The organism is Streptomyces albus subsp. albus, assembly GCF_000719865.1.
Classification (GTDB): Bacteria; Actinomycetota; Actinomycetes; order Streptomycetales; family Streptomycetaceae; genus Streptomyces; species Streptomyces albus_E.
In genome coordinates this window covers 68712-83816 of record NZ_JOID01000003.1, presented here as the reverse complement: position 1 = coordinate 83816, position 15105 = coordinate 68712, and the positions used below count along the sequence as shown (strand labels likewise).

Sequence of the window (15105 nt, the reverse complement as noted above, 5' to 3'; positions counted from 1 at the left end):
CACGGCCGAGCGCCCGGAGCGGGCCGTCCCGGCGCCGGCCGGGCGCGGACCGCCGGAGCGCCGGCTATCCGAGCGCTGACTTCACCGCGTCGGCGAGCCGCGCGGCCACCGAGCGGGCCTGCTCGGTGTCGGGTGCCTCGACCATCACCCGGACCAGCGGTTCCGTCCCCGAGGGGCGGAGCAGCACCCGCCCGGTGGCGCCCAGCTCCCGCTCCGCGTCGGCGACGGCCGCGGCCAGCTCGGCGCTGGATTCCACCCGGGACTTGTCCACGTCCGGGACGTTCACCAGGACCTGCGGCAGCCGCTCCATGACGGAGGCCAGCTCGCGCAGCCCGCGGCCGGTGGCGGTGATCCGGGCGGCCAGCATCAGACCGGTCAGCGTGCCGTCACCGGTGGTCGCGTGGTCGAGGATGATGACGTGGCCGGACTGCTCGCCGCCGAGAGCGAAGCCCTCCTTCTTCATCTCCTCCAGGACGTACCGGTCGCCGACGGCGGTCCGCACCATCTCGATGCCCTCGCGCTCCATGGCGAGTTTGAAGCCCAGGTTCGACATCACGGTGGCGACCACGGTGTTCTTCCGCAGATGGCCCTGCTCCCGCAGGCCGAGCGCGAGGACGGCGAGGATCTGGTCGCCGTCCACCTCGTTGCCCTCGGCGTCGACGGCCAGGCAGCGGTCGGCGTCGCCGTCGTGGGCGATGCCGAGGTCGGCGCCGTGCTCCAGGACGGCGCTCCGGACCAGGTCGAGATGGGTGGAGCCGCAGCCGTCGTTGATGTTGAGGCCGTCGGGGTCGGCGGCGATGGTGATCACCTCGGCGCCGGCCCGCGCGAAGGCCTCCGGGGAGACCCGGGCGGCCGCGCCGTTGGCCTCGTCGAGGACGACCTTGAGACCGTCGAGACGGTTCGGGAGGACGCCGATGAGGTGCGCGACGTAGTTGTCGAAGCCCTCGTCGTAGCTGCGGACCCGGCCGACGCCGGCTCCGGTCGGCCGGTCCCAGGGCTCGCCGGCGCCGTGCGAGGTGTAGAGGGCCTCGATGCGGTCCTCCAGCTCGTCGGCGAGTTTGTGGCCGCCGCGGGCGAAGAACTTGATGCCGTTGTCGGGCATCGGATTGTGGCTCGCCGAGAGCATCACGCCGAGGTCGGCGCCCAGCGCGCCGGTGAGGTACGCCACCGCGGGGGTGGGCAGCACACCGACGCGCAGGACGTCCACGCCCGCGCTGGCGAGGCCGGCCACGACGGCCGACTCCAGGAACTCCCCCGACGCGCGCGGATCACGTCCCACCACGGCCGTCGGGCGATGGCCCTCGAACGTACCCGCCTCGGCGAGCACGTGCGCCGCCGCGACCGACAGGCCGAGCGCGAGCTCCGCCGTCAGGTCCGCGTTGGCGACACCGCGCACACCGTCCGTGCCGAAGAGTCGTCCCACTGGTGTCCTCCGTCTTTCTGCCACACAGGTGCCGCGTTCTGCCGCACTGCTGGATCGTGCCGCGCTGCCGCACGGTGCCGGGAGCCTGCCCGGCCCCGGCCGTCCCGCGCCGCCCTGCTGTCTGTATACGCTCTGGCCGACCATATGACGAACGCCCCGGCGGGCACGGAGCGTGCCGCCGGGGCGAGTCGTACGGTGGGGCGAGCGCTTAGCGCTTGCTGTACTGCGGCGCCTTGCGGGCCTTCTTGAGACCCGCCTTCTTCCGCTCGACCGCGCGGTCGTCGCGGCTGAGGAAGCCGGCCTTCTTGAGGGGGCCGCGGTTGTTGTCCACGTCCGCCTCGTTCAGGGCGCGGGCGACACCGAGCCGCAGCGCACCGGCCTGGCCGGAGATGCCGCCGCCGCTGATGCGGGCGATGACGTCGTAGCGGTCGTCGAGCTCGAGCACCTTGAAGGGCTCGTTGACTTCCTGCTGGTGCACCTTGTTGGGGAAGTAGTCCTCAAGGGTGCGACCGTTGATCTTCCACTTGCCGCTGCCCGGCACGATGCGCACGCGGGCGATGGCGTTCTTGCGGCGGCCCAGGCCGGCGGCCGGCTGCGGGTCGCCGAAGCGGGACGCGAGGGACTCGCTGGTGTACTCCTCGACGCCGGGGGTCTCCTCGACGTCGACGACGGGGGCTTCTGCGGTGGTCTCGGCCACGATTCTCCTCAGATTCTTTTCTGTTGGGGGTGGCCGGACTACTGCGCGACCTGGGTGATCTCGAACGGAACCGGCTGCTGAGCGGCGTGCGGGTGCTCGGAGCCGGCGTAGACCTTCAGCTTCGAGAGGACCTGGCGGCCCAGCGAGTTCTTCGGGATCATGCCCCGGATGGCCTTCTCCACGGCCTTCTCGGGGTTGTTCCGCAGCAGGTCGTCGTAGCGGACGGACCGCAGACCACCCGGGTAGCCGGAGTGGCGGTAGGCCAGCTTCTGGGTCCGCTTGTTGCCGGAGAGGTGCACCTTGTCGGCGTTGATGATGATGACGAAGTCACCAGCGTCAACGTGCGGCGCGTACACCGGCTTGTGCTTGCCACGCAGGATGGTGGCGGCCTGGGAGGCCAGGCGTCCGAGAACCACGTCGGTGGCGTCGATGACGTACCACTGACGCTGAACGTCGCCGGGCTTGGGGCTGTACGTACGCACGGTCGTTAGCCTTCGCTTCTGCAGTGATGGGGTCTCCCCCAGCCCGCCAGGGCTGTGGGGAAAGGTCCTGACAAGGTCACCCGGACGATCACGACAGCCCTGGCGCCACGGGTGACGCAGCCCGTGCCTGCCGCTGGTGTTCGGCCCGGTGGACCGGCGTAAGGCCCCCTCACGTGAGATAGAGCAAGCCAATACGCATAACGAACCCGCAGAATACCGGCCCGCCCCCGCACCGGTCAAAACGCCTCCCGCCCCCCGGCCGGGCCCGTGCCCGCCCGCGCGGCCGCCGCCCCGCGCAGCGCGTCGAGCCCGGCGGCGACGGCCGGATGCCCCGCCCCGCCCCGCCGCGTCCCCGCGACGATCCGCCGGTACGGGACCGGCTCCCCGGTCAGCGGGACCCGGACCACCGCGTGCGAGGCGGGCAGCGGCACCAGCCGGGGCAGCAGGCACACCCCCAGCCCCTCGGCCACCAGCGCGGACACCGCGAACCACTCCTTGGCCTGGTGCGCGACCCGCGGCGTGAACCCGGCGGCGGCGCAGGCCGCGGACAGCAGCCCGAAGGTGTCGTTGTCGTGCCGCTTGACGATCCACGGCTCGGCCGCCGCCTCGGCCAGCGTCACCCCGTCCGGCCGGTCCAGCCGGTGGCCCTCCGGCACCAGCAGGTCCTGCCGGTCGTCCAGCAGCGGGAACTGCTCGAAGCGGGGGTCGGGCACCGGCGGCACCCGGGGGCCGGGCAGGACGAGCGCCAGATCGGTCTCGCCGGCGAGCAGCAGCCGGAAGCAGTCGCCGCTCTCCTCCTCCCTCGTCTCGGCGGCCAGCCCCGGGTGCGCGGCGCGCAGCGCCGTCACGGCCGGGGCGGCCAGCGCCGCGAGGGCCGAGGAGACCCCGCAGAGCCGGAGGGTGCCGGTGATCTCCCGCCCCTCGGCGGCCAGTTCGGCCCGGGCCGCCTCCCACTGGGTGTGCAGCGTCTCGGCGTGCCGGAGCAGGATCCGCGCGGCCGGCGTGAGCCGTACGCCACGCCCCTCCGGCCGGAGCAGTTCGACGCCGAGCTCCCGGGCGAGCTGCCGCAGCTGCTGGGAGACGGCGGAGGGAGTGAGGTGGAGCGCCGCCGCGGTCTCCGTGACCGTGCCGTGCTCGGCCAGCGCGCGCAGGACCCGCAGCCTCCGTAAATCGACCATGTAGCGAATGCTAAACGAATTCGAGCCCAACCGTTCGATGGACGTGCACAGTTGGGGCGCCGGAGTCTTGGGGGATGAGGGAGTCCACCGCCCCCGTTCTGGTGCTGGGCAGCATGCTCAGCGTCCACTTCGGTCTGGCCGTGGGGAAGCAGCTGTTCGGCACGGTCGGCCCGATGGGGGTCGTGGCCCTGCGGCTGGGGCTGGCCGCCCTCCTGCTCCTGCTCCTGCACCGGCCCGCGCTGCCGCGCACCCGGGCGGACGCGCTCCTGGTCCTGGGGTTCGGCACGGCCATCGCCGGCATGAACCTCGTCTATCCCGCGCTGCGGTATCTGCCGCTCGGGACGGCCTCGGCCCTGCAGCTCATCGGGCCGGTGACGCTCGCGCTGCTGGCCTCGCGGCGGACGGCGGACCTGGCGCTCGCCGCGCTGGCGGGGCTCGGCGTCTGGATGTTCCACCTGCCGGGCGGGGGCCAGGCCCCGCTGCCCGGAGTGCTGCTCGCCCTGGCCTCCGGGGCATCCATGGCCGGCTACCTGCTGCTCAGCCGGCGGGCCGGGGCCCGGTCCGCCGGCGGCGCGCCGCTGGCCCTGGCCGTCGCCTGGTCGGCCGTGCTCACCGTGCCCTTCGGAGTGGCGGAGAGCGGGACCGCGCTGCTGGGGACCCGCTCCCTGGTCACCGGCGCCCTGGTGGCCGTCTTCGCCACCGCGCTCCCCTACTCGCTGGAGCTGGCCGCGCTGCGCCGCATCCCGCCCCGGACGGTGGGGGTGCTGCAGAGCCTCGAACCGGTGAGCGCGGGGCTCGCGGGAGCGGTCCTGCTGTCCGAACACCTGGTCGCGGCGCAGTGGCTGGCGCTCGGCTGCGTCGGCGCGGCGAGCGCCGGGACGGTGGTACGGGTCGGGGGCCGGTGCCGGGGCCGGCCGGCAGTCGCCCGCGTCGCCGGGGAGGTGCCGGCGGGCACCAGCCTCGCCGATGCTCCGGCGGACCGCCCCCGGGCGGCGCCGGCCGGGCCGGCCCCGGCGGAAGGGCGCGGCGGGTGAGCGGCCCGGCCCGGTCCGGGACCGGCCGGGCGGTCGTCCGGCGCGTCGGCCGCGGCCGGGGGTCCTCCAGCGCGTCGGCCGAACGCGTGCGCGGGAACAGCCGCGCCGGGGCGGCCGCGCCTCAGCGGGCGCGGGCCACCCGGGTCTCGTCCCACACCGGCTCCGGGGTCTCCCGGACGACACCGTCCGCGCCGAAGACCAGGAAGCGGTCGAAGGAGCGGGCGAACCAGCGGTCGTGCGTCACCGCGAGCACCGTGCCGTCGTATGCCTCCAGCCCCTGCTGGAGGGCGTCGGCGCTCTCCAGGTCGAGGTTGTCCGTCGGCTCGTCCAGCAGCAGGGCGGTCGTCCCCGACAGCTCCAGGAGCAGGATCTGGAAGCGCGCCTGCTGCCCGCCGGAGAGCCTGTCGAACGGCTGGTCGCCCTGGCGCTCCAGCTCGTACCGGCGCAGCACGCTCATCGCGGCGCCCCGGTCGCGCGCGTGTTCGGTCCAGAGGATGTCCGTGAGGGTGCGCCCCTCCAGCTCCGGGTGGGCGTGGGTCTGCGCGAAGTGGCCGGGCACCACACGGGCGCCGAGCTTCCAGCGGCCGGTGTGGGCGACCTCGTCACCGGCGAGCAGCCGCAGGAAGTGCGACTTCCCCGAGCCGTTCGAACCGAGCACGGCGACCCGCTCGCCGTAGTGGACCTCCAGCGAGAAGGGCTTCATCAGCCCCGTCAGCTCCAGCCGCTCGCAGCTGACGGCCCGTACGCCCGTACGCCCGCCGCGCAGCCGCATCCGGATGTCCTGCTCGCGCGGCGGCTCGGGCGGCGGGCCGGCCTCCTCGAACTTGCGCAGCCGGGTCTGCATCGCCCGGTAGCGCGAGGCCATGTCGGGGCTGTTCGCCGCCTGCTGCCGCAGCCGCAGCACGAGCGCCCTGAGCCGGGCGTGCTCCTCGTCCCAGCGCCGCTTCAGCTCCTCGAAGCGCGCGAAGCGCTCTTTGCGCGCGGCGTGGTACGTCGCGAAGCCCTCGCCGTGCACCCAGACATCGCTGCCGGCCGCTCCCGGCTCCACGCTGATGATCTTGTTCGCGGCGCGGGCCAGCAACTCGCGGTCGTGGCTGACGAACAGGACCGTCTTGCGCGTCTCGCGCAGCCGCTCCTCCAGCCAGCGCTTGCCGGGCACGTCCAGATAGTTGTCCGGCTCGTCGAGCAGCAGCACCTCGTCCGGGCCGCGCAGCAGGGCCTCCAGCACCAGCCGCTTCTGCTCGCCCCCGGAGAGCGTGCGCACCTCGCGCCACTGCGCCCGCTCGTACGGAACGCCGAGCGCGGCCGTGGTGCAGATGTCCCACAGGGTCTCGGCCTCATAGCCGCGAACCTCGGCCCAGTCGCTGAGCGCCTGCGCGTAGGCGAGCTGCGCCGCCTCGTCGTCGGTGGTCATGATGGCGTGCTCCGCCTCGTCCACCGCCAGCGCCGCCGTGCGGATGCGCGGCGGGGCGACGGACACCAGCAGATCGCGCACCGTGCGCTCGTCCCGCACCGAGCCGACGAACTGCGGCATCACCCCCAGGCCGCCGCCCACCGTCACCGAGCCGCCGTGCGGCTTCAGTTGACCCTCGATGAGTTTTAGTAGAGTCGTCTTTCCCGCGCCATTGGCCCCGACGAGGGCCACGGCCGATCCCTCACCGACCCGGAACGAGGCGTCGACCAGCAGAGGTCTGCCGTCCGGCAGGAAATACTCGACGTGCGCCACGTCCACATGCCCCATGCGGGCGATTGTCACAAGACAGCAGCCCGTGTACCAACCGGTTTAGGATGCACCGCATGAGCTTTGGGCAAAGGGGCTTTTCGGGGCCCGGGAGTTCCTTCGATTCTTCCACGCCCGACTGGGGCGCCATGGCGGACCGGACCGCCGCCCGCAACCGCCGCCGCAAGCTGCTGCTGATCGGCGGCGGGGCCGCAGCCACGGTCATTGTCGGCACCATCGTCGCTTTCGGCGTCGTCAACGGGGGCAACGCCGAGGGCAAACAGCAGGGTCTCCCCGCACCGGAGACGCTGCCCAGCGAGCCACAGCAACCGGAACCGTCCTTCTCGGAAGTCAAGCCGCCGCCTCCGCCGGACCCGCGCGAGTTCATCTCCGACGCCGACAAGGACACCGCGCCGCTCACCGCGACCACGCTGTTCCCGGACACCCGGATGACCATGGCCAGCCGGGCGTACGGCAAGGGGGCCACCGACTCCGTCACCAACTGCGCCGCGGCCGCCTCCAGCCGGCTCGCGCCCGCGCTCACGGAGAACGGCTGCGACCAGGTCATCCGCGCCACGTACGTGCGGGACGGCGTCGCGGTCACCGTGGGTGTCGCCGTCTTCGGCACCGAGGCGCAGGCGGCGAAGGCCAAGGAGGACGCGAGCGGCAACATCCGGTCGCTGCCCGGCGACGGGGTGCCCGCCTTCTGCCGGGCCACGGCCTGCCGGCTGACGGCCAACTCCATCGGCCGCTACGCCTACTTCACGGTCGCCGGCTACACCTCCGGCAAGGACGTCACCACCGCCGACACCCGGGCGCGGCAGGCCGGCAAGGACGTCGCCGACTACACGTTCAACAGCATCGTCAACCGGGGCGAGGCCCAGGCGGCGAAGGCGGCCACGGCCCAGGCCGGCTGACCGGCGCACGGGGCGGCTCCGGGCCGCTCTCCGGGCCCGCCGGTCCGCCGGCGGCCCCGGTCGGCCCGGTCCCGCGGCTCCGGTCGTCCCGGCCTCGCGTTTCACCGGCCCGCCGTGCCGGACGACCCGGTCCCCTGGCCGCGGCGAGCGGGATCACCTCGAACCGGGCGCGCAGGCGCGCGCGGCCCGAGCCGCTTCCGGTCCGGCTCGGAGCCGCGGTCCCGGACGCTTCCGTCCGTCCGCCCGCCGGCTCCGTCCGGTCCTCGCCGGCGGCGGCCCTCCCCCGCTTCCCGTCCCGGCCGCGACCGGTCCGATCAGGCCCGATCCGGTACGGCCCGGTTCCGGCAATAGCGGCCGGGCCATTGCCGCTCGCGCACCGGGCTGGTTAAGGTCGGCGCGTCGTCCCATCCCGTTCCGCCCCGTCCCGTCCCGCTCCGAGCCGGGAGGACACCATCGCAGGCATCCCGGCCGCTCCGGCCGCAGCCGCCCTCCGGTCCGCGCCCCGTCTGGTGGGCCGGGCGGCCCTTCTCGCCTCCGTCGAGACCCGCATCGCCGCGGGCGGCAGCGTCGTCCTGACCGGCCCGAGCGGTATCGGCAAGACCGCCCTGCTGGAAGCCGCCGGTGCGGCCGCCGCCGCGCGCGGCGAGCTGGTGCTGCGCGCCGCCGGTGCCGAGACCGAGCGCTGGATCCCGTACGCGGCGCTCGCCGAGCTGCTGAGCCAGGTGCCCGCCGCGTGGCTGGACGCGCTTCCGGGGCCGCAGCGCGCCGCCATGGACGGGGTGCTGCTGCGCGACCGTCCCGCCGTCACCGGGGGCCGCGCGCAGTTCGCCTGCCGGCTCGCGTGGCAGACGCTGCTCACCCGGTGCGCGGAGGCGGGACCGGTGCTGCTGCTCCTGGACGACGCGGAGTGGCTGGACACGGCCTCCGCCGACACCCTCGCCTACGCGGCGCGGCGGCTGACCGGCGGCGCGGTGCGCACCCTGCTGGCCGGCCAGCGGCCGGAGCAGGCCGTGGACCCGGCCCCGTCCGGTGCCGGTGCGGACACCCCCGCTCCCGGCTCCCCCGCCCACGGCGGCCGGGCCCCCGAGCCGCCCTCCGGTACGGGTACGGGCACGCCCCCCGGGCCCGGCCGGGTCCGCCCGGCCCCCTGGCCCGTGCCGCCCGGGACCCCCGAGATCGCCGTACCCCCGCTCGCGCCGGACGACGTGGCCGAACTCCTGGACCAGTACGGCCTGCCGGCCCGGGTCGCGAACACCGTGCACGCCGATTCGGGCGGCAACCCGTACCTCGCCCTGGCCCTGGGTGGCGCGTTCACCGACCGCCTCCCCCGGCACGGCCGCCCCGTCCCGCTTCCCCGTCACGTCCACGCGCTCATCAGCGAGCGGGTCGCCGCGCTGCCCTCCCGGACCCGCGAGACGCTGCTGGTCGCCGCGCTCGCCGCGCATCCCACCGCCGACCTGCTGCTGCGGGCGGGCCGCGCGGACGCCGAGCGGGACATCCGCCGCGCCGTCGAGGCCGGGCTGCTGGTCGACGAGAGCGGCACGCTGCGGTTCACCCCGCCGGCGGTCGGCACCGTTCTCGCGGAGTCCGCGTCCGCCGCGCACCGGGCCGCCACGCACACCGTGCTCGCCGGGGTCGTGACCGACGCGGCGGGCCGCGTCCGGCACCGCGCCCTGGCCTCGGCCGATCCCGACGCCGAGGTGGCCCGTTCCCTGGTGACGGCGGCCGAGGCCGCCCGCCGCCAGGGCTCGCACCGGCTGGCCGCCGAGCTGTACCTGCTGGCCGCCGACCGCACACCCTGCGAGTTCGAGGCCGAGCGCCTGGAATGGCTCGTGGCGGCCGCGGAGGTCGGAGCGGCGGCGGGCCTCCCCGGCATCGTGCACCGCGCGGCCGACGCCGTGCTCGCCGCCGACACCCACCGCGGCCGGCGGGTACGGGTCCGGCTGGCGCTGATCGACCTGTCCGGGCAGGCACTCGCCGAACGCGACGAGGTGTTCGCCGCCGCCCTCGTCGACGCGGGCGACGACCCGTCCCTGCTGGCACCCCTCCGGCTGCGGCTCTCCTGGGCCGCCCTGGTCGACGGTCGTCCGGGCCCCGGCGCGGAGGAGGCGGGGCGGGCCGCCGAACTGGCCCGCACCACCGGGGACACCGACACCGAGGCCATGGCGCTCTGCATCCGGGCCGTCGCCGCCCGCGTCATGAGCCGCCCCGACCACCGGGCGATCATGGATGCCGCACTGGCCCTCCCGCAGCCCGCCGTCGACGGCCGGCTGCACATGGCGCCGCGCTTCCACGCCGCCCGCTTCGCCGTCTTCGACGACCGGCTGAAGGAGGCCCGGCAGGACCTGCTGCGCATGCTCGCCCTCACCGAGCGCGGTCACGGCGAGGAGGTCATGGAGGTGCTCCGCAGCCTCTCCGAGGTCTCCGCCCGGCTCGGCCGCTGCGCGGACGCGCTGCACTTCGCCGACCGCGCGATCCGCGTCGCCGAGGACGCCGCGCTCAGCCCCGGCCCCGCCTGGTACAACGCGGCCGTCGCGGAGCTGGCGGGCGGCAGCGTCCAGCGGGCCGTCGCCTACGCGGAGCGCGGCGTGCGCGCCTCCGAACAGGAGCGCGACTCCATCTTCCTGGGACGGCACCTGCACGTGCTGGGCCAGGCCCGGCTGCGCACCGGGGACGTACGCCGCGGGGTCGAGGCCCTGCTCCGCATCCGCGACCTGGAGCGCGAACAGGGCGTGTCGGCGCCCCTGGTGCTCCGCTGGCACGGCGATCTGGCGGCCGGGCTGACGGCGCTCGGGCGACACGAGGAGGCGGCGGAGATCATCGCCTCGGCGCGGGAGGCGATCGCCGGGGAGCTCGGCGGCCGGCGGGACGGCCCGGACGCCGGCGCCCCGGATGCCCCCGGCGGCGCCCTCGCCGGTGACCGGCACGGCGGCGCGAACCCCCGTACGGAGCACCGCCCGGGCACCGCGGTGCCCGGGGCGCCCCGGACCCCCGGAGGCCCCGGCGGTTCCGGCGGTTCCGGCGGTGGTTTCGGAGCACAGGAGACGCCGGAGGCCCTGCCGCCCGGCGCCGGTGTCATGGCACAGCTGGACCGTGCCGAGGCCGCGCTGCTAGCCGCGCAGGGCCACCCCGACGTGGCCGTACGTCTGCTCGACGGAGCCGCGCGCCACTTCGAGGCACTGGGCCAGCCGCTCGAACGCGGCCACTGCCTGCTGGTCCGCGCCGGCATCGAACGCAGGCGGCGCCGCACCGCCGCGGCCCGTACGGCCGTCGGCGAAGCGCTGGTCCTCTTCACCCGCCACGGCGCGAAGCCGTGGACGGAGCAGGCGGGCCGGCTGCTCGCCCAGGTCGACGGCACGTCGGCGGAGCCCGGCCGGACGAGCGCGGGCGGGGGCGCGGCACTCGGCGTCCCGGCACGCGGCGTCCCGGCCGGTGCCGGCACGGCCGCCCCGGTCCGCGAACCCGGCGCGGCCCCGGGCCACGGAAGCGGTAACGGAACCACCGCGTTCGCCGTGCTGACGGACTCCGAGGAGCGGATCGCCGTCCTCGTCGGTGAGGGGGCGACCAACCAGGAGGTCGCGGCGCGGATGTTCCTCAGCGTCAAGACCATCGAGGCCTCGCTGACCAGGATTTACCGCAAGCTCGGCATCCGCTCCCGCACCCAGCTCAGCTCCTGGCTGAGTTCCGCGTACGGCCTGTCGGACGGCCCGTGGCCACCGGCCTCACCGCACGCCTGACCCAGGCGCGTACCCTCCGGAGGCGCGGCCGGGACGCCCCGGCGCCCGGACGGAACCGGCCCGAACCGGCCCGAACCGGCCGGGGTCCGGCTCCACAGTCCCGCGGCGCCCACCCGGCCGGACCGGACCGCGCCCGCCGGCCACCTTCCGCCCGGCACGCCCCGGCCGCACGGGCCGTGCAGGACGCACGCCGAGCCATTGCGGGCCGGCCCTTGCCAGGCCGAGCCGATCGGGACCGAGCCGAGCCAGGCCGGCCAGGCCCGGACCGGGGCCGGGCCGTACCGCCGGGCCAGGACGAGCCGCCACACGGGACGGGGCGCCCGGACCGAACCGGCCGAACCGGCCGAACCGGCCGGACCGGGCCAAGCCAGCGCAAGCCGGGCCACGGTCCCACCCCGGCCCGCCCGTCGCGTGCCCTCACCGACGGGCGAACCGCTCCAGGGCCGCCAGCACATGCCCGCGGGTCACCGCGCCGCCCTGGTGCCCCTCCTCACCGACGACGATCAACTCGGCGTCCGGCCAGGCACGTCGCAATTCCCACGCGGTGTCGAGCGGCGCGCTCAGATCGAACCTTCCGTGCACGAGCACACCCGGGATGCCCGCCAGCCGCCCGGCGTCGCGCAGCAGCGCGCCCTCCTCCAGCCACGCCCCGTGCGCGAAGTAGTGCGCGCAGATCCGCACCATCGCCATCCGGTCCCGCGAGGGCCGGCCGCTGTACGGGGCGGACGCGCCCTGCGGTTCCAGGGACAGCACGGTGTCCTCCCAGGCGCACCAGTCGCCGGCGGCCTTCTCCCGCACCGCCGGGTCCAGGTCCTCCATCAGCCGGGCGTACGCCCCGACGACACCGCCGTCCCGCTCCGCTCCGGCCGCCGCCCGGAAACGCTCCCATTCGGCGGGGAAGAAGCGCCCGGCGCCCCGGTAGAGCCAGTCGATCTCGGACCGCCGGGTCGTCGTCACACCGGCGATGACGATCTCCGACACCCGCCGCGGATGGCGTTCCGCATAGGCGAGGATCAGCGTCGAACCCCACGAACCGCCGTACAGCAGCCAGCTCTCGATTCCGAGGTGCTCGCGCAGCCGCTCCATGTCGGCGACCAGGTGTCCGGTGGTGTTGTGGCGCATGCCGGTGGCGGGATCACCGGCATGCGGGGTGCTCCGGCCGCAGCCCCGCTGGTCGAAGAGGACGATCCGGTACCGCCGCGGGTCGAAGTACCGCCGCGCCCGGTCCGAGCAGCCCGACCCCGGGCCGCCGTGCACCACGAGCGCCGGCTTGCCCCGCGGATTGCCGCAGGTCTCCCAGTACACGAGCTGACCGTCACCGACATCTAGCATGCCCCGGTCGTACGGCTCGACGGGCGGATGAAGATCTGCCATGTCCCTCATCCTGGCACGGAGTTGACGGCGCCGATGCGGCCCGCGCGGCCGGCCCGCCGGCGCGCGCCGCACCGGACAGACGTCACCGCCGCGTGCGGCAGGGGCTATGCCCCCTCGTACGCCGCCCGCAGCCCCCGGATGTCCAGCTTCTTCATGCCGAGCATCGCCTCCGTGGCGCGCTTGGCCTTCTCCGGGTCCGGATCGGTGACCATGTCGAGGAGCGCGGTGGGGATGACCTGCCAGGACAGCCCGAACTTGTCCTTGAGCCAGCCGCAGGGGCCTTCCTCCCCGCCGTCCTCGATCAGCCGGTCCCAGTAGTGGTCCACCTCGTCCTGGGTCTCGCAGTGGATCTGGAACGAGACGGCCTCGTTCAAGAGGAACTGCGGTCCGCCGTTCAGGCCGACGAACTTCTGCCCGTTGATCTCGAAGTCAACGGTCATCACTTTCCCGGCGGAGTCCGGCATGGCCTCGTTGTAGTGGCTGACGCCGCCGATCCGGCCGTCCTCGAAGACGGAGGTGTAGAACCGGGCCGCCTCCTCGGCCCTGCCGTCGAACCACAGGCACGTGGTGAAGCCGTGAGCGATCATGGGACGCCTCCTGGAGCGCGAGAGTGTTTACCCATACCGACCGCCCCGGGCGGGCAAACTCATCGCTGCTCCGGCGGTGAACCCCGCGGCGAGCGGCTCCGGCGCCGTCAGCCGGCGGTTCCGGCCGCGGGCCCCCGGCCTGGGAACCCCCGGACCGGCCGCCCCGGACGGGAAACCGTTCGGCACCCCGGCGGAAGAAATCCGCACCCCGTCCGCCGTCTCAGGACTCCGGCCCCAGGACTCCGGCCCCGGGCTGCGCCCTCAGGACTCCGGCGAGGCCTCGCCGCTCCCCCCGCCGCCCGGAAGCGTCCGCCTGTTGCGGGCCGCGAGGTTGCGAGCGGCAAGCTGGTCGTCCGCCGGGTAACCGACCTCCTCCAGCGTCAGCCCGTGCGGCCGTACGACGTTGACGGCCGAGTGCCGGACCCGCCCCGCCAGTACCTCGGCCGGGAATCCCACCGGCCGGTGCCCGTCGCCGACCAGCAGCATGGACCCCACCAGCGCGCGGACCATGTTGTGGCAGAAGGCGTCCGCCCGCACGGTGGCCACCGCGAGCCCGGCGTCCTCCTCCCCCGGGCCCGGCCGCTCCCAGTGCAGGTCGAGCAGCGTCCGGATGGTGGTCGCGCCCTCGCGCTTCTTGCAGTACGCGGCGAAGTCGTGCTCCCCGAGCAGCTTGGCCGCCGCCTCGTTCATCAGACCGACGTCGACCGGCCGGTCGTGCCACAGCACGTGACCGCGCCGCAGCGGGTCCACGCCCCCGCGGTGATCGCCGACCCGGTACGCGTAACGACGCCAGACCGCCGAGAAGCGGGCGTTGAAGTGCGGCGGCGCCACGCCCACCCGCCACACCCGCACATCGTGCGGCAGCCGCCCCGCGAGCCGCCGCAGCAGCTTCTCGCCGTGCTCGGCCCAGACCTCCTCCGCCAGGTCGACATGGGCGACCTGGCCCCGCGCGTGCACCCCGGCGTCCGTACGGCCCGCCACGGTGAGCTCCACCGGATACGGCAGCCGCATCACCACGCGCAGCGCGTCCTCCAGCTCGCCCTGGACCGTGCGCCGCCCGCGCTGCCGCGCCCAGCCCGAGAAGTCCTTCCCGTCGTAGGAAAGATCCAGCCGCACCCGTACGTGCCCCGGCTCAACGTCGTCACTCATCCGAAGATCCTCTCACCAGACGCGGAACGGGCCCGCCCCAGAGAACTGGAGCGGGCCCGTCCGTACAGCCGGCCGTGACAGCCGGCCGGGAAGCGGAAGGCGGCGCCTGGATCAGGCGTCCTTCTTCTCCTCGCCGGCCTCGGCCTCGGCGGCCGGAGCCTCGGACTCGGCGGCCGCGGCCTCGCCCTGGTCCTTCTTGAGGTCCGCGACAGCCTGGTCACCGGCGGCGTCCTTGGCGGAACGCTTGGTGGCGGCCTCGGCCTCACCGACAGCGGTCTGCTGCACGGTCAGCGCCTCGACCAGCTCGATGACGGCCATCGAGGCGTTGTCACCACGACGGTTGCCGATCTTGGTGATCCGGGTGTAGCCACCCGGACGGTTCTCGTACCGCGGGCCGATCTCCGTGAACAGGGTGTGGACGACACCCTTGTCGCGGACCGTCTGGAGCACCTGGCGGCGGTTGTGAAGGTCACCCTTCTTCGCCTTGGTGATCAGACGCTCGGCCACCGGGCGCAGCCGGCGGGCCTTGGCCTCGGTGGTGGTGATGCGGCCGTGCTCGAAGAGCGCGGTGGCGAGGTTCGCCAGCATCAGCCGCTCGTGCGCGGCGCTGCCGCCCAGACGGGCACCCTTGGCGGGCTTCGGCATGTGTTTCTCCTCAGTCTCTGCACCGGCCGTATCAGGTACCGGTGTCAGTGTCCGTACGGGCTGATGCCCGCCGGAACCCGGGAACCGGCGGTTCCCGGAGGCTTGCGTCCGGGCTCGGAGCGCCGGGCGGCTCCGCCCTCACCTCAGCCGTGAGGACGACGC

12 protein-coding genes are annotated in these 15105 nt (G+C 74.7%); 3 read left to right on the top strand and 9 right to left on the bottom strand.

The features are described 5' to 3' along the window. Nucleotides 1-64: 64 nt before the first annotated feature. From glmM to IF83_RS0103935, 4 genes are all read right to left on the bottom strand, one after another. On the bottom strand, nt 65-1423 hold the full coding sequence (gene glmM / locus IF83_RS0103950) for a phosphoglucosamine mutase (protein WP_030542589.1): 1359 nt from the start codon (nt 1421-1423) through the stop codon (nt 65-67). Nucleotides 1424-1631: 208 nt separating this feature from the next. Then, on the bottom strand, nt 1632-2120 hold the full coding sequence (gene rpsI / locus IF83_RS0103945) for a 30S ribosomal protein S9 (protein ID WP_030542588.1): 489 nt from the start codon (nt 2118-2120) through the stop codon (nt 1632-1634). A 38-nt stretch (nt 2121-2158) separates the two neighbouring features. After that, a complete protein-coding gene (gene rplM, locus IF83_RS0103940; protein ID WP_030542587.1) occupies nt 2159-2602 on the bottom strand; it encodes a 50S ribosomal protein L13 in 444 nt (147 codons plus the stop codon). Between the two features lie 236 nt (nt 2603-2838). Further along, entirely contained in the window at nt 2839-3780 is a 942-nt protein-coding gene (locus IF83_RS0103935; RefSeq protein WP_030542586.1) for a LysR family transcriptional regulator, read from the bottom strand. A 74-nt stretch (nt 3781-3854) separates the two neighbouring features. Between IF83_RS0103935 and IF83_RS0103930 the strand changes: the two genes are divergently transcribed. Beyond that, nucleotides 3855-4814: an EamA family transporter gene (locus IF83_RS0103930; RefSeq protein WP_030542585.1), complete on the top strand. Its 960-nt coding sequence runs from the start codon at nt 3855-3857 to the stop codon at nt 4812-4814. A 121-nt stretch (nt 4815-4935) separates the two neighbouring features. On the opposite strand, the gene IF83_RS0103925 is transcribed toward IF83_RS0103930, so the two are convergent. Then, complete coding sequence (locus IF83_RS0103925) at nt 4936-6555, bottom strand: ATP-binding cassette domain-containing protein (RefSeq protein ID WP_030542584.1); 1620 nt, start codon at nt 6553-6555, stop codon at nt 4936-4938. Between the two features lie 56 nt (nt 6556-6611). Here IF83_RS0103925 and IF83_RS0103920 point away from each other — a divergent pair, with 56 nt between their 5' ends. Both IF83_RS0103920 and IF83_RS0103915 read left to right on the top strand, forming a co-directional pair. Further along, nucleotides 6612-7451: a hypothetical protein gene (locus IF83_RS0103920; protein WP_030542583.1), complete on the top strand. Its 840-nt coding sequence runs from the start codon at nt 6612-6614 to the stop codon at nt 7449-7451. Nucleotides 7452-7960: 509 nt separating this feature from the next. Continuing rightward, nucleotides 7961-11188, top strand: a complete 3228-nt coding sequence (locus IF83_RS0103915) for a helix-turn-helix transcriptional regulator (protein ID WP_051722430.1) — start codon at nt 7961-7963, stop codon at nt 11186-11188. A 417-nt stretch (nt 11189-11605) separates the two neighbouring features. Here IF83_RS0103915 and pip read toward each other — a convergent pair whose 3' ends face one another. From pip to rplQ, 4 genes are all read right to left on the bottom strand, one after another. Beyond that, nucleotides 11606-12562 (bottom strand): prolyl aminopeptidase, encoded by a 957-nt coding sequence (pip, locus tag IF83_RS0103905; RefSeq protein WP_030542580.1) that lies wholly within the window; start codon nt 12560-12562, stop codon nt 11606-11608. Nucleotides 12563-12666: 104 nt separating this feature from the next. Next, on the bottom strand, nt 12667-13149 hold the full coding sequence (locus tag IF83_RS0103900) for a VOC family protein (protein ID WP_030542579.1): 483 nt from the start codon (nt 13147-13149) through the stop codon (nt 12667-12669). 261 nt (nt 13150-13410) lie between these two features. Continuing rightward, nucleotides 13411-14298 carry a tRNA pseudouridine(38-40) synthase TruA gene (truA, locus tag IF83_RS0103895; protein WP_030542578.1) on the bottom strand — a complete coding sequence of 296 codons (888 nt, stop codon included), beginning with the start codon at nt 14296-14298 and terminating at the stop codon, nt 13411-13413. A gap of 111 nt (nt 14299-14409) precedes the next feature. Next, a complete protein-coding gene (gene rplQ / locus IF83_RS0103890; RefSeq protein ID WP_030542577.1) occupies nt 14410-14943 on the bottom strand; it encodes a 50S ribosomal protein L17 in 534 nt (177 codons plus the stop codon). Nucleotides 14944-15105 lie beyond the last annotated feature (162 nt).

What these genes read in the sequence shown, in the direction of transcription:
- IF83_RS0103920 (WP_030542583.1), top strand. Translation starts at nt 6,612, where the DNA reads ATGAGCTTTGGGCAAAGGGGCTTTTCGGGGCCCGGGAGTTCCTTCGAT.
- pip (WP_030542580.1), bottom strand. Translation starts at nt 12,562, where the DNA reads ATGGCAGATCTTCATCCGCCCGTCGAGCCGTACGACCGGGGCATGCTA.
- IF83_RS0103925 (WP_030542584.1), bottom strand. Translation starts at nt 6,555, where the DNA reads ATGGGGCATGTGGACGTGGCGCACGTCGAGTATTTCCTGCCGGACGGC.
- IF83_RS0103930 (WP_030542585.1), top strand. Translation starts at nt 3,855, where the DNA reads ATGAGGGAGTCCACCGCCCCCGTTCTGGTGCTGGGCAGCATGCTCAGC.
- truA (WP_030542578.1), bottom strand. Translation starts at nt 14,298, where the DNA reads ATGAGTGACGACGTTGAGCCGGGGCACGTACGGGTGCGGCTGGATCTT.
- IF83_RS0103900 (WP_030542579.1), bottom strand. Translation starts at nt 13,149, where the DNA reads ATGATCGCTCACGGCTTCACCACGTGCCTGTGGTTCGACGGCAGGGCC.
- rplQ (WP_030542577.1), bottom strand. Translation starts at nt 14,943, where the DNA reads ATGCCGAAGCCCGCCAAGGGTGCCCGTCTGGGCGGCAGCGCCGCGCAC.
- IF83_RS0103935 (WP_030542586.1), bottom strand. Translation starts at nt 3,780, where the DNA reads ATGGTCGATTTACGGAGGCTGCGGGTCCTGCGCGCGCTGGCCGAGCAC.